Source organism: Anaerococcus vaginimassiliensis (assembly GCF_900626155.1).
Lineage (GTDB): Bacteria > Bacillota > Clostridia > Tissierellales > Peptoniphilaceae > Anaerococcus > Anaerococcus vaginimassiliensis.
The window spans coordinates 1,100,852-1,124,935 of record NZ_LR130844.1 but is presented as its reverse complement, the minus strand read 5'-3'; the positions used below and the strand labels follow the sequence as shown (position 1 = coordinate 1,124,935).

Sequence of the window (24,084 nt, the reverse complement as noted above, 5' to 3'; positions counted from 1 at the left end):
CTCTATTGAAAATAAGAAATTTTCTTAACCTTGTTGATGTAATACATTATTAGTATTACTAATATTCCTATTGTTATAACCCCAAATATACCTAAATATTTTAATGCTAACACATATAAAACAACTGGCCATAAAGCTGCTAGTAGCATCGTAACCAAACCTGTTGTTCCAACATCAAAGCTAGCTAAATTAAATACATCTGTCATTATTGGTGCTAACCATGTTGATAAATAAAGACAAGCTACAACATATATAGCACTTCCTAGCACAGTTCTAATAACATTTCCTTTAAAGAAAGGAACCATCATTGCTATAGCAAATGCAAAAAACGCTAAATCTCCAAAAGGTAAAACTTGATTACCTGGTAATACTAATGCTAGAGCTAAAGAAATTGGAACTAATAATATTGAAGTAGACATAACCGCAGAGTGTCCTACTACAAGTGCAGCATCCATTCCTATATTAACTTGTCTGCCTCCTAATTTATTATTAGCAAAATCTGAAGCAGCTTCTGCTATTGGTCCAAGACCTTCCATAAACATAGCAACCATTTTAGGCATTATTTTCATTACTGCCGCTGTAGATATAGCAAGATTTCCTACTTTAGCTGCGTCATATTTAGCAAAAATACCAACTATTGCTCCTATAACTAATCCTATAAAAACAGTATCCCCAAATATTCCAAATCTTTTAGTTAAAGATTCGGCATCAAGATCAATTTTATTTAAACCAGGGATCCTATCAAAGACCCAATTTAAAGGACGTGCAATTATTGCTCCTGAATTAACCATCATGTGGCTTATTGCTATACCTGGATACCCAAAAAACTCACTAGTTTTTTTCTGATTTATATCTGCAAGTAACCATTGAATCATCACTGCAATAATTCCGCCTACTAGACCAAACGCAAAATTACCTGTAATTGATTGAGTAATCATTCCCATAAATATTGGAAACCAAAAATTCCAAATATCTACATTCAAAGTTCTAGTTAACCCTAAAAATACAAACAATATATTAACTACAAGTGAAATAGGTATCATCATCAAGCCTAAAGATGTAGAGAAAGCTAAAGGTCCTCCAACTCCCACACCTAAATCTAATATATTAAGAGAACTTCCATAATGATTTCCCATTTCTTGAATTGCATTTCCTAGACTACCTGACAATAAATTCAATACTAGTCCAAGACCAATCGAACCAATTCCTACTGTTATACCTGACATTAGAGCTTTTCCTGGTTTTAAACCAAAAATAATTCCTAAAATAAAGATTATTATTGGTAAAAAAACGTTTGATCCAAGACTTATGAACCATTGAAACGAATTAATTAAAACTGACATTTTATCCTCCTTGATAAACTATATTTTTAGTCAATTCCATTCTCTTTTAAAATATTTAGAATTTGATCCTTATCATCTGATTTTAGAAGGAAATTTATAACTTCCTCATTAGCAAATACTTCCATTAATTTTTGTAAGGTTTTTATTTGATCGCCAGGTTCCTTCATAGCAAGCATAAATACTAAATTGACAGGGAATTTATTATTAACATCTGTCATGTCCGCAAAATCCATTGGTTTTTTTAAAGATGCGAAACAAATTTGTGACTCCAAAACGTGTTTTGAGTCAGTATGTGGTATAGCAAATCCAACATTTCCTATTTGTATACCTGTTGGATACTCAGCTTCTCTACTTATTATTCCATCATAAAAAGAATCTTTTACACATCCACTCTTATTTAAACAATCTGACATAAATTTAAATAACTCATCCTGACTATCAACGCTTACAAAAGTATTTATTAAATTCTTATTAAAATACATTTTCACCTCATATACTTCTAATTTCTTCTATTAATTCCTTAGGGCTATTAAATCCTACCAATTTATTTACTTTATCTTTCGAGTTTATCTTTTTATATATTTTATCTACTACAAAGCGAATATTTTCTTCTTCATCATCTTCAAAATTCATAAAAATAACTAATGATGTCGGAACCCCATCCCAGTCAATAGGACTCTTAAGAGTACATATTGCTATATGGGTTTTTTTAACTGTTTTTGAGCTTGCATGAGGTAAAGCTACCCCATATTCTAATGCGGTAATTCCTATAGCTTCTCTAGCAAAGATAGAATTCAAGTAAGAATCTTCAACAAATTTATTTTTCTTTAATGAATTACCAATATATTCGATTAATTTTTCTTTATTCTCAAATTCTTTGCTCAAAAATATAGTTTCTAATGATATTAGCTGGGCAATGTCTATATCATTTTTACCTTCAATATTTATCTTGCCTTTCTTTATCTGATGTTCCATACTAAATAATTTTGTATATTCAGATATTATTTTTATATAGTCATCATTATTAATTACAGGATTAACAAAAACATAAGGTATATCTAAATCTAAATAGTCTAAATTTATAGATGAAATAATAAAATCTACATCACTTAAATCACTTTTTCTCAAATCATCTAATGTTTTCACTGATAAGTTATCTTTTTCTGGAAGAAATCCTCTTACTTTGTTATATATAAGCTGAGCACATGAAACTCCATATTGGCATACAACTAAAATATTATTAGCTTTGTTTAAGGCTTCTATCTGGATTTGAAAATGTATTAAAATCAGAGATACTTCATCGTCATTCATCTTTATTTTAAAGAAGTCCTCCAGTGTATTAGCCGAATACCAAATTATACTAAATAATGTTTTGTACTCTTGACGCAAACTTTTCAACAGAGGATTTTGTATATGAATACCTAGCTTTAATCTTTCAACCATAGCTGATATATGATATGAGAGTGCCTTAACCAACTCTTTATTATTACTAAAATCAACCCCTTCAATCTTGCTAATCCTTCCAATAAATTTATTTACTATGAAAGAATTATCAGTTCTGTAGCCTATTTGTTTATCCACCAGCCTATGGGCATAAAGTTGTTTTTTAAGATATGTGATATCCTTAGGCTCTAAATTAAGCTTTAGCTCATCTTTTAAAAAATCAACAAAACTTTTGACTGTCTCTGATTCACTATCCTCAAAGTCAGGATTATTATAGTTAAAATCATCCTCAATATGATATCCTATCTTAACTCTAGAACATAATGTAAATACAGATGTCAGGAATGATTGAATATAGTAATCAGGGAGATTTTCTATCAAATCTTTACTATTAAGAAACAATTCTTCGTATATGCTATTAACTATAATTTCATCAAAAAATGCCAACTGAGCTTTATTTATGGAACTTAAGTATGAAACCTTATCTGAATAATGAAATATTATCTCTATTAAAGAGCGTTGAATATTTAGCTCGTCTCCGATTAACTCAATTCCTGATGTATTTGAAACTATTTTTGATCCATATCCTTCTATTACTTTATTAATAACCTTTATATCATTATAAATTGAAGTTTTACTTACAAGATATTCTTCAGATAAACTCTCTAAGGTTAGATTGTTATGTGTCAAGAAAAGCTGCTTGATAATGTAAACTCTCCTATTATCGACAGAGTAATTATCACTATCTATTCTTCCTTTAATCTTTTTCTCTAATTTTAAAATATTTTCAGTATCATTTGTTTTAAGCAAGATTCCCTTCGAAGGAATATTAACAATATCTATATTGTATCTATTTGCTATTGTTCTCAAACTATCGATATCTTTAAAAACCGTTCTCCTAGACACTTGCAAGTAATCACTTAATTTCCTAGATGAAATAGGTTCATTATGATTAGATAGAATTTTTAATATCTTGTATTGTCTTTCGATTGTATCACCACCCTAAGATTAAATAATAGATCATCTATTTGACCCAATTATATAATAGGTTAAAACTGTGGTCAATTACACTTATTTCTACATTCATTGTTAACATTTGTTAAAATCACCGTATATAGTTATAAAATATTATTTAATAGTTAATATCAGATTTACATCCTTTGTAAAACTAATATAATGATTCATATTATAATAAAGGAAGATTATATGACTTGTGATATGTATCTTGATTTTGGTTTAAAAGATATTATTAAAATTTTAGGGGAAAAAGATTGCAAGCGTCTGGCACATACTTCTTATTCTACTGATGGCATTGAAATCCCCTCCGACCTTTCCTATAATAGCGATGGGGATTTGTACCATGACTTTGATATTTATTATGGAAAAGTTTCTGAAAAATCTCTTCCTAGCCTTCTTTATTTTCAAGGAGGTGGACTGTTTATGAGACTAAGGAGATTTCTTAGGAGTTTTGTATTTCTCTTACTAAGAGGGGGGGGAATGTGGTTAATATAAACTACAGGCTTTTGCCGAGGGTTACTTTAAAAATCCATGTGGATGACGTCCTCGATGGAATTATCTATATTTACGAAAAATCTATCAGGCTTAATGTAAATCCCAGAAAAATTTTTCTTGCTTCCGATTCTGCTGGATCTCTCCTAAGTCTAGCAGCCCTTGCCTTTGGCTATGTGTTTCCCACTACCGTGTACACTTAGAACTTCCACCTATTAGAATATGCTCATGCCGATCACACATTAAGTAATCAAGAACATGATTATATTCTTGATAAATAAGTAAAGAATGGACTCCTGATGTAATAATAGGTAGAGATGAAATAAAACTATCATTGGGTTCAAGAACACTTTATAGAGGTTCAAAGATGAAACTTTAGAAGTAAAACTTCTACCAATGAAGGGTAAAAGAAAAAAGAATGCTAGTGCTGAAAAAAGAGGAAAACATGCCTTTAAAAGAATCATCCATGATAGAAATAAATACTATCCAAACTTTACCACTGAATTTGGTCACTTTGAGGGAGATGCAATTGTTGGGAAAGATCATAAAAACTCGTGGTAACCATAGTTGAAAAAGTATCTAAGGCAATAGTAACCCTAAAACCAAAAAATAGTACAGCTAAAAGTATAGCAGAAAGATTAGATAAATGGTTAAAACAAATTCCAATAAAATTGGTAAAATCCATGTCATTTGACTGTGGTAAAGAATTCTCAAATGGGAAAAATATATGTAATAAACATGATATATCAATATTCTTTGCAGATCCAGGCTGCCCAAGCCAAAGAAGATTGAATGAAAATTCAAATGGCTTATTAAGGAAAGATGGACTACCAAAACAAACTGACTTTAGGATAAAAAGTGAATAGGATATTGTTTCTGTAGATAGCTACAGAAACAATATCCCAAGAAAGTTTTTGAACTACAAAACACCGTTAGAAGAATTTATGAATTTAGTGTATTCTGTCTAGGTTAATTTTACAATTGAAATTTACAATTCTCTCAAATTATAGTCAGGAAACTAAATTCATAATCTATCATATTCAATCTAATATATTATATTTTTATCAATACCAAACGAAGAAAAATAAATTTAGCCACAAGAAAAGCCCGATTGCTCGGGCCTTAGTTTTATTTTTGTATAGCTTCTTCGCTTTCAGCTTCTTCTTCGATAGCTTCTATATTCATAGCTATTTGTGCGTCTTCTGCTTCTTTTGTTTCATAGTCGATTTCTACGTCGTTGTAGGTTTTTAGTCCTGTACCTGCAGGGATTAGTTTACCGATGATGATATTTTCTTTTAGTCCCTTGAGGTCGTCTATTTTACCCTTGATTGATGCATCTGTAAGAACTCTTGTTGTTTCTTGGAAGGATGCAGCTGATAGCCAGCTTTCTGTGGCTAGAGATGCTTTTGTTATTCCTAAAAGCTCTTGGGTATATGTTGCAGCCTCTTTGCCTTCTTCAATCATTCTTTCGTTTTCTATATCGACTTCACGTCTATCTTGAAGAGATCCTGGTAGGAATTTGGTATCTCCAGATTCATCAATTTTGACTTTCTTAAGCATTTGACGAGCTATTACTTCTATATGTCTATCGTCGATTTCTACACCTTGAAGCCTGTATACTTTTTGGACTTCTTTGGTTATATAATCTTGTACTCCGACTTTACCTAGTACATTTAATACATCATGTGGATCTAGAGAACCTTCTGTTAGTTGGTCTCCCTTAGTCACTACGTCTCCATCTTTTACAAGAATTCTTGCACCGAATGGAATGTTGTATTTTTTAGCAAAGCCATCTTCTGATAAGATTTCAACGTCTGTTTTCTTTTCATTTTGGATAAGTGTTACTGTACCTGAGTTTTCTGCAATATATGCAAGTCCCTTAGGTTTTCTAGCTTCAAATAACTCTTCAACCCTTGGAAGACCTTGAGTAATTCCAACTCCTGCGATACCACCTGAGTGGAAGGTTCTCATGGTTAGCTGAGTACCTGGCTCACCGATTGATTGAGCAGCGATAATTCCAACAGCTTCTCCTGCGTTGACATGTTTTCCTGTTGCAAGGTTTCTACCGTAGCATGCTGCACATACACCGTGTTTAGCCTTACATTCAAGTACTGAACGAAGTTTAACTTCTTTTATACCAGCATCAATTATCTTTTCAGCCATATCTTCATCTATTAGCTCATCTTTGTGAACAATAACTTCTCCGTTTTCATCCTTGATTTCTTCAAAAGATGTTCTACCGGTAATTCTTGTTTGAAGATTTTCTATAAGTTCGTTTCCGTCCTTAAATTCGTGAGCTACAACATAGCCGTCTGTATGACAATCATCTTCTGTTACGATAACGTCTTGAGAGATATCTACCATTCTTCTAGTTAGGTAACCTGAATCGGCAGTTCTAAGAGCAGTATCTGTTAGACCCTTACGAGATCCGTGGGTTGAGATAAAGTATTCTTGTACAGAAAGACCTTCTCTAAAGTTAGCCTTGATTGGAATTTCAATGATTTTACCATCGGCCTGACTCATAAGTCCACGCATACCACCTAGCTGTCTGATTTGGTTTGTAGAACCACGGGCACCAGAGTCAGCAAATATCTTGATGTTGTTATCTGATTTTAGGTCGTTAAGCAAAGCATCTGTTACAAGGTTTGTTGTCTTGCCCCAAATATCTATTACTTTTTCGTATCTTTCTTGATCTGTTATTAGACCTCTTCTGTAAAGTTTATCGTATTTATCAACTTCATCGTCAGCTTTTCCTATTAGATCCCATTTTTCTTTTGGAATGTTAACGTCTGACATTGATACAGTTAGTCCTGATAGGGTTGAGTATTTATAGCCTGTGTGTTTGATATAATCAAGCACTTCTGCTGTTTTGATATTGCCGTGTTTTCTGAAACATTTATCTACTATATCTTTTAATGTTCCAGAATCTGCAACTGTATCTATTTCTAGAGAGTATGGATCTTCTTTTCTGTTTACATAGCCAAGATCTTGTGGGATTCCTTGATTGTAGATAAATCTACCTACTGATGATTCAACGACTTTTCCTGGATCTTGTGGATCTTTTTTGATTCTAACTGAAACCCTAGATTGGTATTCAACATATCCTGCTGTTAGAGCCTTCATCATTTCATCTATAGATTCAAATACCATTCCTTCGCCCTTGGCACCTTCTTTGATTGTTGTTAAGTAATATGCACCAAGAACCATATCTTGAGATGGAGTTGTGATTGGCTTTCCATCTTTTAGACCAAGAATGTTATTTGTTGACATCATCAAGAGTCTTGCTTCTATTTGTGCTTCGTTTGATAGAGGTAAGTGGATAGCCATTTGGTCTCCATCGAAGTCGGCGTTAAAGGCGTTACAAGCAAGTGGATGAAGTTTAATTGCCTTACCTTCTACAAGTTTTGGCTCAAATGCTTGGATACCAAGTCTGTGTAGAGTAGGGGCACGGTTTAGTAGTACTGGGTGATCTTTAATAACTTCTTCTAGGATTTCATATACTCTTGGGTCTTTTTTCTCTACCATTTTTTTAGCAGATTTTAGGTTGTGGCTTATTCCACTATCTACTACCTTGTTCATGATAAATGGTTTGAATAACTCAAGTGCCATTTCTTGAGGAAGTCCACATTGATTAAATTTAAGGTCTGGTCCAACAACGATTACTGAACGACCTGAATAGTCTACCCTCTTACCTAGAAGGTTTTGTCTAAATCTACCTGATTTTCCTTTAAGTAGGTCAGATAGAGATTTCATGTTTCTGTTAGATGCACCTGTTACAGCACGTCCTCTTCTACCATTATCTATTAGAGCATCAACAGCTTCTTGGAGCATTCTTTTTTCGTTACGAACGATGATTTCAGGAGCTCCAATATCTAGTAGTCTTTTTAGTCTGTTATTTCTGTTGATTACTCTTCTGTAAAGGTCGTTTAAGTCACTTGTTGCAAATCTTCCACCTTCAAGTTGAACCATTGGTCTTAACTCTGGTGGCATTACTGGAAGAACATCTAGAATCATCCATTCCGGTTTGTTGCCGCTTGTTAAAAATGCATCTACAACTTCAAGTCTTCTTGAAACTCTAACCTTCTTTTGACCTGTTGATTCGTCAAGTTCCTTTAGTAGAAGTTCATATTCTCTCTTAAGGTCAATGTTTGATAAAAGCTCTTTTACAGCTTCAGCTCCCATAGCAGCCTTAAATTCCATGTCATCTGGATAAGCTTCTAGGACATCTTGGTATTCATTTTCAGAGATTTCTTGTTTTTCCATTAGGTCTGTTGAACCTGGGTTGATTACTACATAAGATGCAAAGTATAAGATTTTCTCTAAAACTCTTGGGCTCATGTCAAGGAGAAGTCCCATCTTTGAAGGAATTCCCTTGAAATACCATATGTGACTTACTGGAGCTGCAAGTTCAATATGGCCCATTCTTTCACGACGAACTTTAGATTTTGTTACTTCTACCCCACATTTTTCACAAACAACACCCTTGTATCTGATTCTCTTATATTTTCCACAAGAGCATTCGTAATCTTTTGTAGGTCCAAAGATTTTTTCACAGAAAAGTCCATCCTTTTCTGGTTTTAGGGTTCTATAGTTGATAGTCTCAGGCTTTTTAACTTCGCCGTGAGACCATGATCTAATTTTTTCAGCGGATGCGATTTTCATCCTCATCCCATCAAATTGGTTTAATTCGCTCATTTATACCCCTATTCTTCTATCTTACTTGCTGGTTTTTCTTCGCCTTCTTTTTTAGAAGTAGCTTTTGTAGTTGTTTTTTCTTTATTTGTATCTTTGCCTAGATTTCCTGTTATACTTTTAATCTTTGAAGCATCGATCTTGTCTACTTGACTAAATCTGTCTTGTTCATCAATATTTTCTTTAAGCTCGATTACTTCACCTTCATTGTCAAGAAGTTCTACATCTAGGGCAAGTGATTGAAGTTCCTTTACAAGAACCTTGAATGATTCTGGTGTACCTGGTTCAGGAATATTTTCACCCTTAACTATTGATTCATAAGTCTTAACTCTTCCTGTAACATCATCTGATTTTACAGTTAGGATTTCTTGGAGGGTATGACTTGCACCATAAGCTTCAAGTGCCCAAACCTCCATCTCACCAAATCTTTGACCACCGAATTGCGCCTTACCACCTAGTGGTTGTTGGGTTACAAGTGAGTATGGTCCAATAGATCTTGCGTGGATTTTTTCTTCAACCATGTGGTGAAGTTTAAGCATATACATTACACCTACTGTAACTGGGTTTTCGAAAGGAAGTCCTGTTCTACCATCACGAAGGGTGATTTTACCTGTTTTATTAACGAAAGGTGCTGTCTTTTTAGCTTCTTCTAATACTTCTTCTATTTCTGTATCGAGCGCTCCATCAAATACTGGAGTAGCTATCTTCCAACCCATAGTTCTTGCAGCAAGACCCATATGAACTTCTAGTACCTGACCAAGGTTCATACGGCTTGGGATACCTAGTGGGTTTAGGCAGATTTGAAGTGGAGTTCCGTCTGGCAAGAATGGCATATCTTCTCTAGGAAGAATACGAGATACGACACCCTTGTTACCATGACGACCGCACATCTTATCTCCTACCATGATCTTTCTTTTGGCAGCTACATACACTCTGATTACTTTATTTACACCTGGAGATAGTTCGTCTCCATCTTTTTTGTTGTATTCTTTAACGTCAACTACTATTCCGCTCTCACCGTGTGGTACTTTTAGAGATGTATCACGAACTTCACGCGCCTTTTCTCCAAAGATTGCACGAAGAAGTCTTTCTTCTGGTGAAAGTTCTGTCTCACCTTTTGGTGAAACTTTACCTACAAGGATGTCTCCGCTCTTAACTTCTGCACCGATTCTAATGATTCCATTTTCGTCTAGATCTTTTTTCATATCATCGCCGACATTTGGAATATCCTTAGTAATCTCTTCTGCACCAAGTTTAGTTTCTCTTGCTTCACACTCATGCTCTTCTATGTGAACTGATGTTAGGACATCGTCCATAACAAGTTCTTCGTTTAGAAGCATAGCATCCTCGAAGTTATATCCTTCCCAAGTTGTAAAGGCTATTAGGATATTTTTACCAAGGGCAAGTTCTCCATTGTCTGTTGATGGACCATCTGCAAGGATTTCATTAGCCTCAACCTTATCTCCTCTTTTGACGATTGGTCTTTGGTTAATAGTTGTTCCTTGGTTGGCTCTTTCAAATTTTAGTAATTCATAATCTTCGATTTCACCATCAGAGTCTCTTTTGACCTTGATATGCTCATCTCCAACGTAAACTACTTCACCCTTAGATCTTGAAACTACACATACACCTGAGTCTTTAGCAGCCCTGTGTTCTATACCTGTAGCTACAATTGGAGCTTCAGATTTGATTAGTGGAACTGCCTGACGTTGCATGTTGGCACCCATTAGTGCACGAGTAGAGTCGTCGTTTTCCAAGAATGGTATCAAGCTTGCTCCTACAGATACGATCTGTTGAGGAGAAACGTCCATGTATTGGATTTTTTCTCTTGGATAAATATCATTTTCACCCTTTAGTCCACGACCAGAAACTCTGTCATTTATAAATCTATTGTTTTCATCTAATGGTTCGTTGGCTTGAGCAATGATGAAATTATCTTCAATATCTGCTGTTAGATAGTCGATTTCATCTGTTACTACTCCACCTTCTTTTACAACTCTGTAAGGTGTTTCGATAAATCCGTATTTATTTACTCTAGCATAAGTTGTTAGAGATGTAATCAGACCGATGTTTGGTCCTTCTGGTGTTTCTATTGGACAGATTCTTCCGTAGTGAGAATCGTGTACGTCTCTTACTTCGACACCAGCTCTATCTCTTGACAAACCACCTGGTCCAAGAGCAGATAATCTTCTCTTGTGAGTTAATTCGCTCATTGGGTTTGTTTGGTCCATGAATTGGGATAATTGGGATGAACCAAAGAATTCTTTTATAACTGCTGTTACAGGTTTTATGTTGATTAAGCCTTGTGGAGTTGCAAGATCTGGATCTTGAGTTGTCATTCTCTCACGAACAACTCTTTCCATTCTGGCAAGTCCTACTCTAAATTGATTTTGAAGAAGTTCACCTACTCCTCTGACACGTCTGTTTCCTAAGTGGTCGATGTCATCAACATAACCAATTCCTTCAAACAAGTTAAATTGATAATTAACTACTGCTAGGATATCAGATTTTGTGATGTGTTTTGGACAGAGCTCTTTCTTTCTTCTTTCCATAAGAGTTTTAATCTCTTCAGGAGAGCTTGCTTCATCTATTATTTCTCTCATAACAGGGAAGTAAACTTTCTCGCTAAAGTCATCAACACTTACATCTACATCTTTAAGCTCTTCGAAAGAATATAAATCTACAAAGTTATTTCCTACAACTCTAAGTACCTTATCTTCGCCGGAATATTCATCCTTTTTGATAACATCTACTGTTACAACACCTGCATTTTCAATAGCTTGAGCAGTATCTTTGGATATTACATCTCCAGCTGCTACGAAAAACTCTCCAGTTTCTGGATCTATGATATCGTCTTTTGCACGAAGACCTTCAATCCTATTAGCAAGGGCAAGTTTTAAGTTGTATTTGTATCTACCAACTCTAGCAAGGTCATATCTTCTATCATCAAATAGAAGATTGTTTATTAAATTTGTTGCAGACTCAACGCTGGCTGGATCGCCTGGTTTTAGCTTTCTATATATTTCTATTAGGGCTTCTTCGCTTGTTTCAGAATTTTCTTTTTCTAGAGTGTTTCTTAGGTGTTTAGTATCACCCAAAGCGTTTATTATTTCTTCATCGCTTTCAAACAAAAGCGCACGAACTAGGGTTGTAGCTGGGAGTTTTCTAGTTCTATCTAATCTAACATTTACAGTATGACTTGCATCTGTATCAAACTCAATCCAAGCACCACGGTTAGGGATTACTGTAGAAGAATACATCATATCCCCGCTCTTGTCTGTCTCTTCCGCATAATAAACCCCAGGAGATCTTACAAGCTGACTTACAATAACTCTCTCAGCACCGTTGATAACGAAGGTTGCTGAATCGGTCATCATTGGGAAATCTCCCATGAAAACTTCTTGTTCCTTAACTTCTTCTGTTTCTTTATTTATAAGTCTAGCCTTAACCTTAAGGTCTCTGGCATATGTTGCATCCTTGTATTTAGATTCTTTTACAGAATATTTTGTTTCTTCATCAAATTCATAGCCAATAAATTCTAGAATTAGGTTTCCATTATAGTCTTCAATTGGGGAAATATCTTCTAATATTTCACCTAGACCTTCTTTTAAAAACCATTCATATGAATCTTTTTGGACTTTTAATAAATTTGGTAAATCTAATACTTGAGGAAATTTGGAGAAACTTTTTCTCTTAGTTCTTCCAAACATTTGTTCATGGAATTGGGCCATTAATCATTACTCCTTGTCTGTTTCAAGGCTTTTTAGTCTAACAAAAAGCCTTTGCTGATATCTACTCAAAAAAATAAAAAAATCTCGATAATTAGATTTCTAGCAATTGTTAATTATACCATATTATAATCAACCATTCAAGTCCTTTTTCGAGATTCCTTTCTTTAATCTTTTAATATTTTCTTTCTGTCTTCTATTATATATTTTAATCCTTATACAATAAAATTCGTTTTTATTTCATGCTTTCTAGGAGGTATTTCACTATCCACATGGCCTATAACTACGCCACTTACTGGATAAAATCCCTCATCTAAGGAAAGTTTTTCTATATATTTGCCATCTTTACCTATGGAATTGATAGCACCTCTAATATAACAAGAGCCAAGACCCATTTCAGTAGCCTTTAGGCAAATATTTTCGATAATACAACCTGCATCTTCATATCTAGCGTTGGTATCCTTCTTTGAAGAAAACAAAATAAATAGGTTGGTATCAAACAAAGGATCCTTAGTTTTTCCTGTAAGATTTTGATATTCACTAACAATTTCAGATAAGATATCTTTATCTCTAATTACAGTGAGTCTGCAATCATCATAGGCTCCATTTGCTATTGGAGATTTGTTTGCTGCATCCAAAAGTTTATTTACATCTTCATCACTAACTTTTTCGTCAGTGAATTTCCTATATGAGACCCTTTTTTCTATTACTTGATCAAATAGCATAAAACCCTCCTTCTTCCGGCAAATCTTTGGATTGATTATACTCTAATAAAATTTATAAACAAATCAATATTATATGCTATAATTATAATAAATGGAGGCATTATGAAAAAGACTACAAGATTTTTAACGATAATAGGCGGGCTGTTTAGGTCTGTTGTTACAATTTTATTTTTATTTGCAGGTATCTTTGCAGCCTTTGTAGATAAAAGTTTACTGGCAGGATTTTTAGATTTACTTGGTTTTTCTAATATTTCTTTAGGCTTTGTAAAACCTATAGCAATTGTATTTTTAGTTATTGGATTTCTAATTAACTTTAGGGTTGCTAGGAACATATTTTATGCAGGAAAAACTGGTGAGAAAAACTTATCCAATATATTCTTCTCAGTTTTATTTATAGTTATAGACCTTTTAGTTCTCTTATTTATTAGAGAAAAACTAGTATATGTTCCAATAGCTATAAATATCCTAGTAATTTTTGCATCAATTTTGGGTCTTGCCGCTAAGTCCAAAGGTCTATACGGACAAACCTTCAAAGAAAAAGGCCCTAAAAAAAGAAAGGGTAAGGCAAGAAGAAAAGAAAACCTAAAGAAAACTGATACACCAGCAGAGGAAAATAAAGAGAATGTAGAAATTGATAATGAGAAAATGATAGATGAAGATATTCATTATTCTCTTGATTTTGCCAGAGATGATGAAGTATATAAGCCAATAGAAGAATCTAAGGATATAACTAAAACTCAAAATCCAGATGAGCCTGTTACTATTCCAAACAAGACAAATGATGAGCTAGAAAGTACAGTTGAAAAATCAAATTCTAGTATAGTTGATTTAGATAATGAAAATGAGGCTATTCAAGTTTCAAAAGATGATATCTTACCAGAAGAAGAAATCGCAGACAATTTATCTAGAGAAGAACTCTCAACAGAAGATTTATCAAATGAAGATAAATTAATTGATAAGGAAAATCAATAAGTTATAAGGAAAAAGCTTACATTAATATAACACATGAAAAAGGATGGTAAAAATCATCCTTTTTTTCTTATCAAAAATGGGTATATAATATTGTAAGAAGAAAAGAGGAGAATTATGGACAAAAACTACTTAAAACTGCTTAAAGATATCTACCCAACAAAATCAAGTATCAAGGACGAACTTATTTCATTGAATTCAAAGCTTTACCTTCCAAAGGGTACAGAGTATTTTTTCTCTGATATTCACGGAGAAAGTGATGCCTTTCTCCATCTTTTAAGGTCAGCTTCTGGAAATATTAGAGATAAGATTAGCAAGTTTTATGGAGACACTTTAATCAAAGAAGACCAAGATGAATTGGCCGAACTTATCTATGATCCTGCTAGGTTTTTGAAAGAATACAAAGAAAACGATTTGTTGACTGATGATTTTCTCACTATTACTATTCATAGGCTTATAAATCTCTTTAGGTTTGTATCAACCAAGTATCCAAAGGCCTACGTCAAAAGTAAATTTACAGGTTCCTACACTAATATAATAGACGAGCTTTTATATACTAATGATTCTGAGTTTAATAAAAAAGAATATTACGAATCCCTAGTTGCAAATATAGTTAAGTATAATTCTGCTGCTGAATTTATAATTGCTATTTCAAAATTAATCCAAAGAGTTTCAGTTGATAAGCTTCACATAGTTGGAGATATCTACGATAGAGGACCTTCACCACATATCATAATGGATGAACTCCTAAACTTCCCAAATGTTGATTTCCAATGGGGTAATCACGATGTGGCATGGATGGGAGCTGCTAGCGGAAATGAAGCTCTAGTTGCAGCTTGTGTTGCCAATGCTATTTCTTATAATAATTTCGATATGCTAGAAGACGGATATGGAATTAACCTAAGACCTCTCCACGAATTTGCCCTTAGAACCTACAGGGATGATCCATGTAGACTATTTATGCCAAGGGTTTATGATAGAAATATCTATGACAATGTCAGTGGAGAAGTTGCAGCCAAAATGTATAAGGCTATTTCTGTAATAAGATTTAAGCTAGACGGTCAACTTATAAATAGAAATCCAGAGTTTAATGTAGATGATAGAAATTGCCTAAAATACATAGACTTTGAAAAAAGAACCTACAAGGGCGAGCCTATGAAGGATACTCATTTCCCAACTATAGATCCTAAAGATCCTCTAAAGCTCACCTCTGCAGAAGAATTTGTGATTAATATTCTTACAAGTGATTTCACAAAAGGAGAAAAACTTAACCGTCACATAAGATACCTATACAAAAAGGGACAAATGTATAAGACAGAAAATGGATCACTCCTATTTCACGGCTGTATCCCTCTAACTGAAGACGGAAAGTTCCAAGAGATAACAATAAAGGGCAAGTCTTATAAAGGTAAGAAACTAATGGATGCATTGGATAAGGTTGTTAGAGATGCTTACTTTACTGATGACTTGTTCTCAAAAGATGTGATGTGGTATCTGATAAATGGAAGATATTCTCCAATCTTTGGCAAGAGTCAATATTCTTATTTTGAAAATCTCTTCGTAGATAACAAGGACCTTAGAAAAGAAGTCTACAATCCTTACTTTAAACTCAGTGAAAAAGAAGAGATCGTGGATATGATCTTAGATGAGTTTGGTGTAAAAGATAGTAGAAGAAGGATAATAAATGGTCATGTTCCTGTCAAGGTTAAAAAGGGCGATAGTCCAATAAAAGGAAACGGCAAATTATATGTTATAGACGGCGGAATTTCAAAACCTTACCAAGCAAAAACTGGAATAGCAGGTTACACCCTAGTATATAACTCTCACCATGTAGCTCTTGCAGAACACAAATCATACAAATCTATAACAGATGATGTTTCCAGCTACACTCCAAATATCAGAGAAGTCGAAATCCTACTTCCTAGGATGCTTAAAAAAGATACTGATGAAGGTCAATTAATACGAGAAAAAATAGATGTCTTAGAGAAGTTTTTAGATATATATGATTAGATATTAAATGTGTATATAATAAATCGTGTTGGTAGAAGTAAATGATACTTCTTTCAGCACGATTTTTTCATAAAAAAAGACATCTTCTTGCTTGTTTAACCAATAAATTATCAATGAAATATATTTATAATGATAATTATGTATCTACTACTGTTGCTAGGCTTATGGCTAAGTTCGATAATGAATTCAATGTAGATTTTCTAATCTGTCAGAATACTTATCCTTTGATGAATTTAAGCCAACTAAATATGCTCATGGAACTATGAGTTTCATTTATCTAAATTCAGGTAATAACAAGGTACTTGATATCCTTGAGAATAGGCAGATAAATTCCAAAAAAATTTCCTATACTACCATTGGTATATCGGAGATAAGGTTAAAAATGTATGTATAGCTATGTATAGCTCCTGTGTTTTACTAATTAAAGAACTATTTGTTAACGTAAAAATTATTATTGATTGGTTTCATATTATAAAGCTATTTACCAATTCCTTCAACCATGCAAGCTGCTTGATCCTATGCACTTTTTTAAACGCGTTCATTTTACAGCTAGTCTATTATCTGATGATGATATTGTTGAAATTAGTCTTTATGTTTATAAGACTTTAAAAAATACATATGACTGTTTTCAATTTTTGAGAGAAGATATTGAGAAATAAATTTTGAATTATTTACATTTCATTTAAAGTATTTTAAAAATAAAGTTAGTAATAGAATGAAAACATCAATAGGAACTTATTTTTATTATCTAGAATATATTAAGAACTCATTTATCTGTGATTATTTCAATGTGCCAATTGAAGGAGTTAATAATTTTATTAAGGTTTTAAAGTGGATAGTTTTTATCTACGGGGATTTTGCTAATTTTAAACTAGAATATTCATTACTAGGAAATCGTTAGTTAGTTAGAATTTTAGGGATAGAAATTTCTATCCCTGATTAAGAATTTGGTTGACGTTTATTTACCAACACGATTTGAAAAAGTTCAATATAAAAAACACCCTCTTTACAGAACATACTGCAAAGAGGGTATTTTTAACCTAATCTAGATATTTAATTTTCGCCAAATTATCTATTATTTTCTTTTCTTGCTTTTAAATAAAGCGAGTACTGAACCAGCTAAAGTAGCAAGTACACCTAATGAAGAACCTACTCCTGTTCTTACATTGCCTTTAACTGCCTTATTACCTTTCTTAACAGTTGCTGGTCTAGAAACTACAGTAGCCTTTCCTGATGGATTTGTAACTTGTGAGTCTTTCTTCTTGTAGATATGAACAGTATTGCCGTCTTTATCTTTTTCAGTCTTTACAAACTCATAACCATCTATATCCTTCTTAGGATTGTCTCCATTTGTAGATTTAGAAATTTCATTTCCATTTTCATCAACATACTTAGTGATTTTATCGACAGTAGGAGTTTCTTTCTTCTTGTAGATATGAACAGTATTACCGTCTTTATCTTTTTCAGTTTTTACAAACTCATAACCATCTATATCCTTCTTAGGATTGTCACCTTTTGTAGATTTAGAAATTTCATTTCCATTTTCATCAACATACTTAGTGATTTTATCGACAGTAGGAGTTTCTTTCTTCTTGTAGATATGAACAGTATTACCGTCTTTATCTTTTTCAGTTTTTACAAACTCATAACCATCTATATCCTTCTTAGGATTCTCACCTTTTGTAGATTCAGAAATTTTATTTCCATTTTCATCAACATACTTAGTGATTTTATCAGCACCAGGTGTTGGTGGTTTTGGTGTTGATTTCTCTCTGTAGACATAAACTACATGGAGGTCTCCCTCAACTACATTTCCATTAGCATCAGCAGATCCGTCGCCCATTCTTGTAAATTCATATCCGTCAAATGTTTTTTGTTCTGTTGTGTATTTTGTTCCAACTTCTGCATCTGTCTGAACTGCTTTTTCAGCTTCTAGTACGTTTCCGTCTTCTGTTACGTATTTTACATAAACATTACCAGTTTTTACTTGAGGAATTTCTATTGGCTTGTAAACATAAGTTACATATTGATCGCCTTCTTGAACATTGCCATTAGCATCAGCAGATCCATCGCCCATTCTTACAAATTCATAGCCGTCAAATATCCTTTGTTCTGTTGTATAAACTTCTCCAACTGGAGCATTTTCTTTAACTACATCATTTGCTAAAGGTTCTCCATCAACTGTTATATAGTTAACGTATACATTACCTTTCTCACCTTCTGGGTCAACTTCAGGAGTTTCAGGTAGCTTATATACATATGTTACATACAAGTCACCATTAATTACATTACCATTAGCGCCTGCAGAATCAGCTGACATCCCTTTAAATACATATCCGTCAAATATTTTTTGTTCTGTTGTGTAGTTCTCTCCTACAGGAGCGCCTTCCTTTACAGCTGTGTAATCTTCAAGTACAGATCCATCTTCAGTGATATATCTTACATACACACTTCCAATTTCTTCTACAGGTGGTGTGACTTCTGTCTTCTTGTATACATAAGTTACTTGTTGGTCACCTTTTTGAACTTCTCCATTTGCTGGCGCAGAACCATCTGCCATTCTTGCAAATTCATAGCCATTAAATGTTTTTAGTTCAGTTGTATAAGCTTCTCCTACTGGAGCATCTTTTTTAACTACTGATTGTTCTTCTAGAACATTACCTTCATCGTCTACGTATTTTACATATACATTACCTTTATCAGTTCCTGGTTCTGGTGTTTTCTCTTTTGTGTATACGTATATTACTGTTTGGTCTTCTTTTGTTACTTTGCCTTCTTTTGGTGCTGAAGTTTTATCCATTTCTTTGAAGGTGTAACCGTCGAATGTTTTTTGTTCTGTTGTGTAGTCTTCTCCTACTGGAGCATCTTTTTTAACTACTGATTGTTCTTCTAGAACATTACCTTCGTCGTCTACGTATTTTACGTATACATTACCTTTATCTTTTTTTGGTGTGAATTCCCATGTTCCTACGAAGTTTTCGTCTTTTCCTGTTATTGTAGCTTGTTTTTTATCGTAGCCTTTAAATTCCCATGTACCGTCACTTACTTCTACAGTTGTTTGTTCTGGATTGCTTGGGCCTACTGTGCTTCCGTCTTTTTTACCTTCTTGGTTAGCTGGCAATAGATTTGTAACTTCTTCTGGTAATTCTTTGCCTTCTGTTCCTGATTTGAATTCGTGAGTTACTTTGTATTCTGTTGGTTGTGGTTCTTCATCTTTTGTGAATACCCATGTTCCTATTACGTGTTCATCTGCTCCTTTGATTGTTGCAGTTTCTTTATCCCATTTTTCAAATGTCCATGTTCCTTTGTTCACTTCGTCTTTTACTGGAGTGAATTCTTTTGGTGATGGAACTTCTGTACCATCTTCTAGTTTTTCTTGTGCTTTAGGAAGTTGTTTTAATACTTCTTCTGGAAGTTTGTCTGGTGTTCCTTTTGCGTCTGATGGTTTGAATTCGTAGTCTAATTTGTATTCTTTTGCTGGGTCTGGTTTGTTTTCTTCAAATACCCATGTTCCTACGAAGTGTTCGTCTGCTTTATCTATTGCTGAATCTTTTTTATCGTAGTTTTTGAATACCCATTTTCCACCTTCTACAGGTACTTCTGTTTTTTCTGGTTGAGTTGGAGTTACTTTATCTCCATCTTTTTTACCTGTTTGGTTTTCTGGCACTAATTCTAGAACTTCTTTTGGTAATTCTTTTCCTTTAGTTCCTGATTTGAATTCGTGAGTTACTTTGTATTCTTTTTCTGGTTCTGGAGTTTTATCTTCTTCAAATACCCATGTTCCTACGAAGTGTTCATCTGCTTTATCTATTGCTGAATCTTTTTTATCGTAGTTTTTGAATACCCATTTTCCACCTTCTACAGGTACTTCTGTTTTTTCTGGTTGAGTTGGAGTTACTTTATCTCCATCTTTTTTACCTGTTTGGTTTTCTGGCACTAATTCTAGAACTTCTTTTGGTAATTCTTTTCCTTTAGTTCCTGATTTAAATTCGTGAGTTACTTTGTATTCTTTTTCTGGTTCTGGAGTTTTATCTTCTTCAAATACCCATGTTCCTACGAAGTGTTCGTCTGCTTTATCTATTGTTGAATCTTTTTTATCGTAGTTTTTGAATACCCATTTTCCACCTTCTACAGGTACTTCTGTTTTTTCTGGTTGAGTTGGAGTTACTTTGTCTCCGTCTTTTTTACCTTCTTGGTTAGCTGGCAATAGATTTGTAACTTCTTCTGGTAATTCTTTGCCTTCTGTTCCTGATTTGAATTCGTGAGTTACTTTGTATTCTGTTGGTTGTGGTTCTTCATCTTTTGTGAATACCCATGTTCCTATTACGTGTTCATCTGCTCCTTTGATTGTTGCAGTTTCTTTATCCCACGCTTCAAATGTCCATGTTCCTTTGTTTGCTTCATCTTTTACTGGAGTGAAGTCTTTTGGTGAGTCTACTTTTGTTCCATCTGCTAGTTTTTCTTGTGCTTTAGGAAGTTGTTTTAATACTTCTTCTGGAAGTTTGTCTGGTGTTCCTTCTGCTTTTGATGGTTTGAATTCGTAGTCTAATTTGTATTCTTTTTCTGGTTCTGGAGTTTTATCTTCTTCAAATACCCATGTTCCTACGAAGTGTTCATCTGCTTTATCTATTGTTGCATCTGTTTCATCGTAGTTTTTGAATACCCATTTTCCACCTTCTACAGGTACTTCTGTTTTTGCTGGTTGAGTTGGAGTTACTTTATCTCCATCTTTTTTACCTGTTTGGTTTTCTGGCACTAATTCTAGAACTTCTTTTGGTAATTCTTTCCCTTTAGTTCCTGATTTGAATTCGTGAGTTACTTTGTATTCTGTTGGTTTTGGTTCTTCATCTTTTGTGAATTTCCATGTTCCTGTTACGTGTTCGTCTGCTCCTTTGATTGTTGCAGTTTCTTTATCCCATTTTTCAAATGTCCATGTTCCTTTGTTCACTTCGTCTTTTACTGGAGTGAATTCTTTTGGTGATGGAACTTCTGTACCATCTTCTAGTTTTTCTTTTGCTTCTGGAAGTTGATCTGTTACTCCTTTTGGTAGTACTTCTGGTGTTCCTTCTGCGTCTGATGGTTTGAATTCGTAGTCTAATTTGTATTCTTTTACTGGATCTTTTGTGAATACCCATGTTCCTGTTACATGTTCATCTGCCCCATCGATTGTTGCAGTGTCTTTATCCCACTTTTCAAATGTCCATGTTCCTTTGTTTATTTCATCTTTTACTGGAGTGAATTTTTTTGGTGATGGAACTTCTGTACCATCTTTTAATTTTTCTTTTGCTTCTGGAAGTTGATCTTCTACTCCTTGTGGAAGTGTTTTTGGTGTTCCTTCTGCTTCTGATGGTTTGAATTCGTAGTCTACTTTGTATTCTTTATCTTTTGTGAATACCCATGTTCCTGTTACGTGTTCATCTGCCCCATCGATTGTTGCAGTGTCTTTATCCCACGCTTCAAATGTCCAGGTTCCTTTGTTTATTTCATCTTTTACTGGAGTGAAGTCTTTTGGTGATGGAACTTCTGTACCATCTTTTAAGTTTCCTTTTGCTTCTGGAAGTTGATCTGTTACTCCTTTTGGTAGTATTTTTGGTGTTCCTTCTGCATCTGATGGTTTGAATTCATAGTCTAATTTGTATTCTTTTACTGGATCTTTTGTGAATACCCATGTTCCTATTACGTGTTCGTTTGCTCCATCGATTGTTGCAGTTTCTTTATCCCACGCTTCAAATGTCCATGTTCCTTTGTTTTCTTCGTCTCTTACTTCAGTGAATTTTTTTGGTGAGTCTACTTTTGTTCCATCTGCTAGTTTTTCTTGTGCTTTAGGAAGTTGATCTAATACTTCTTGTGGAAGTTTGTCTGGTGTTCCTTCTGCATCTGATGGTTTGAATTCGTAGTCTAATTTGTATTCTTTTACTGGATCTTTTGTGAATACCCATGTTCCTGTTACGTGTTCATCTGCTCCATCGATTGTTGCAGTTTCTTTGTCCCACGCTTCAAATGTCCATGTTCCTTTGTTTTCATCATCTCTTACTTCTGTGAAGTCTTTTGGTGATGGAACTGATTTACCATCTTCTAGATTTTCTACTGTTTTTGGTAGTTGATCTTTTACGCCTTGTGGTAATTCACTTGGTGTTCCTTTTTCTTTTGATGGTTGGAATTCATAATCTACCTTGTAGGTGTCATCTTCTACCAAACCTGCATCTATGTCGGTTAAATGTTTGTTTGGTTCAAGAGTGATTGAATCTGTTCTGTTTGTTTTGTTGTCAAAGTTAGAGTCATCTGTAGCGTTTTTACCATCACCTTTAATAGTTAATTTTTGTCCTTCTTTTGGTACTATTTCTACTATATATTCTCCAGCTGCCAAGTTTTCAAATTTATAGTTTCCGTTTTCATCTGTCACTTGGTCTTCTACAGGATTTCCGTTGAAATCTTTTACAGGTTTTCCGTCTTTATCTAATAGTTTTACAGTTACACCTGCTGCTGGTTTTTCATCATCACCTTGGATACCGTCTTTGTCCTTATCCATCCATACCTTATCACCTATTGATGATGGTTTTGGTAATCTTAATGATATTCTGAATTTGTCCCAGTTTTGTAAACCAGTAAATTGTTGATTTCCAATCCATATTTCTTCATTATTAATCACATTTAGACCATTAATACCGTCACCGAATTGTGGGTTATTATAATTGGTGAAGAAAGCTCTACTTGTTCCATAAGTCTCTGTTGGGAATTTAGACCATGGAGTAGCATCGTGATAAAGCTTTAATGATACTTCTTTAAAGGTTCCCTTTAAGATAACACTTCCTGTACCTGCTGGTACTAATTTTGGACTTTTATATTGTCCAGTTATGATATGGTCTCCTTGTGTTAAGGTTGCGTGAGTAAAAGTGTTTCTATCTTTTACTTTAATCATCTTATCAGTAACTTTTAGGTTAGAATTTGAAGCTCCCTTTTCAAATGAAACTCCATCTGTGATTAGCTCTATATCAGTAGCATTAAACGATCCTCTACCAACTACATCCGAACCTCCATTTTGTAATTGAAATCCAGCGATTGCGTTAACGTATCCGCCTAGTCCTGATAAGTCTAGTACTGGATCTGTTACTGTTTGGTCAAATGTAAGTGTTACAGTTCCAACTTCAGCACTACCACCATAGTTAGCTTTTTGATATGTGTTTAACCTACCACCAACACCATTACTTGGTTGGGCGTTTATAGCTAAGGCTGGAATTGTTGATGGATCTGGATTGGCGTAAAACATTTTTGATGTTGCAGCATAATCTGCTTGATTCTTTCCGTTACCGGATAAATATGATGCTCCATCATTTCTATCAGCTTGTTTAACAAATTTTGCTGTTACTCCTATTTCGCCTACTGTAGCTTTTCCTGTAGAATAGGCATCAACACCATCTTTAACCGTAAAGTCAGTTGTGATGTTATCTGACATAGTCCAATCTGTATTTACATCAAAATCATAATCAGAAATGGCATAAGAAGTGTCTATGCCTGGTAGCATTAGTGCCATTGATAGGGCACTTGCTGATAATAATAAAGAAAATTTCTTTTTACCATTCATAAATTTCTCTCCTATAAATTTCGTATTCAATATAATACATCTATTTTATTCTTCCGTCAGTCCTCCTAATTCTGACAATTTAT

14 protein-coding genes and 1 pseudogene are annotated in these 24,084 nt (G+C 34.0%); 8 read left to right on the top strand and 7 right to left on the bottom strand.

The window, feature by feature from the left end:
• Window positions 1-2 precede the first annotated feature (2 nt).
• Genes E0D87_RS05580 through E0D87_RS05570 form a run of 3 tightly spaced genes read right to left on the bottom strand, consistent with a single transcriptional unit; the run spans window position 3 to window position 3,758 of the window.
• A complete protein-coding gene (locus tag E0D87_RS05580; RefSeq protein WP_130819669.1) occupies window positions 3-1,343 on the bottom strand; it encodes a PTS galactitol transporter subunit IIC in 1,341 nt (446 codons plus the stop codon).
• A gap of 26 nt (window positions 1,344-1,369) precedes the next feature.
• Window positions 1,370-1,825, bottom strand: a complete 456-nt coding sequence (locus E0D87_RS05575; RefSeq protein ID WP_130819668.1) for a PTS sugar transporter subunit IIA — start codon at window positions 1,823-1,825, stop codon at window positions 1,370-1,372.
• Between the two features lie 7 nt (window positions 1,826-1,832).
• Window positions 1,833-3,758 (bottom strand): BglG family transcription antiterminator, encoded by a 1,926-nt coding sequence (locus E0D87_RS05570; protein WP_207278311.1) that lies wholly within the window; start codon window positions 3,756-3,758, stop codon window positions 1,833-1,835.
• Window positions 3,759-3,992: 234 nt separating this feature from the next.
• Between E0D87_RS05570 and E0D87_RS05565 the strand changes: the two genes are divergently transcribed.
• From E0D87_RS05565 to E0D87_RS09380, 3 genes and pseudogenes are all read left to right on the top strand, one after another.
• Entirely contained in the window at window positions 3,993-4,298 is a 306-nt protein-coding gene (locus E0D87_RS05565; protein WP_130819666.1) for a hypothetical protein, read from the top strand.
• Entirely contained in the window at window positions 4,286-4,498 is a 213-nt protein-coding gene (locus E0D87_RS09385) for an alpha/beta hydrolase (protein ID WP_004834924.1), read from the top strand. Before E0D87_RS05565 ends, E0D87_RS09385 begins: the two co-directional genes overlap by 13 nt.
• A gap of 86 nt (window positions 4,499-4,584) precedes the next feature.
• A pseudogene (locus E0D87_RS09380) lies at window positions 4,585-5,263 on the top strand (IS30 family transposase); the annotation flags it as partial.
• Window positions 5,264-5,423: 160 nt separating this feature from the next.
• On the opposite strand, the gene rpoC reads toward E0D87_RS09380, so the two are convergent.
• From rpoC to E0D87_RS05540, 3 genes are all read right to left on the bottom strand, one after another.
• Window positions 5,424-8,990 (bottom strand): DNA-directed RNA polymerase subunit beta', encoded by a 3,567-nt coding sequence (gene rpoC, locus E0D87_RS05550; RefSeq protein ID WP_130819665.1) that lies wholly within the window; start codon window positions 8,988-8,990, stop codon window positions 5,424-5,426.
• 8 nt (window positions 8,991-8,998) lie between these two features.
• Window positions 8,999-12,718, bottom strand: coding sequence for a DNA-directed RNA polymerase subunit beta (gene rpoB, locus E0D87_RS05545; RefSeq protein WP_130819664.1), 3,720 nt, complete (start codon window positions 12,716-12,718; stop codon window positions 8,999-9,001).
• A gap of 212 nt (window positions 12,719-12,930) precedes the next feature.
• Complete coding sequence (locus E0D87_RS05540) at window positions 12,931-13,440, bottom strand: nitroreductase family protein (RefSeq protein ID WP_130819663.1); 510 nt, start codon at window positions 13,438-13,440, stop codon at window positions 12,931-12,933.
• Between the two features lie 102 nt (window positions 13,441-13,542).
• Here E0D87_RS05540 and E0D87_RS05535 point away from each other — a divergent pair, with 102 nt between their 5' ends.
• The 5 genes from E0D87_RS05535 (at window position 13,543) to E0D87_RS09370 (ending at window position 17,320) form a co-directional block, all read left to right on the top strand.
• A complete protein-coding gene (locus E0D87_RS05535; protein WP_130819662.1) occupies window positions 13,543-14,412 on the top strand; it encodes a hypothetical protein in 870 nt (289 codons plus the stop codon).
• A 114-nt stretch (window positions 14,413-14,526) separates the two neighbouring features.
• Window positions 14,527-16,419, top strand: a complete 1,893-nt coding sequence (locus E0D87_RS05530; RefSeq protein ID WP_130819661.1) for a fructose-1,6-bisphosphatase — start codon at window positions 14,527-14,529, stop codon at window positions 16,417-16,419.
• A 113-nt stretch (window positions 16,420-16,532) separates the two neighbouring features.
• Entirely contained in the window at window positions 16,533-16,685 is a 153-nt protein-coding gene (locus tag E0D87_RS09115; protein ID WP_165442728.1) for a hypothetical protein, read from the top strand.
• A gap of 97 nt (window positions 16,686-16,782) precedes the next feature.
• Complete coding sequence (locus E0D87_RS09375; RefSeq protein WP_423190630.1) at window positions 16,783-17,028, top strand: transposase; 246 nt, start codon at window positions 16,783-16,785, stop codon at window positions 17,026-17,028.
• 46 nt (window positions 17,029-17,074) lie between these two features.
• Window positions 17,075-17,320 (top strand): transposase, encoded by a 246-nt coding sequence (locus E0D87_RS09370; protein WP_423190629.1) that lies wholly within the window; start codon window positions 17,075-17,077, stop codon window positions 17,318-17,320.
• Window positions 17,321-17,494: 174 nt separating this feature from the next.
• On the opposite strand, the gene E0D87_RS05515 is transcribed toward E0D87_RS09370, so the two are convergent.
• Window positions 17,495-24,001: an SHIRT domain-containing protein gene (locus E0D87_RS05515; RefSeq protein WP_130819658.1), complete on the bottom strand. Its 6,507-nt coding sequence runs from the start codon at window positions 23,999-24,001 to the stop codon at window positions 17,495-17,497.
• Window positions 24,002-24,084 lie beyond the last annotated feature (83 nt).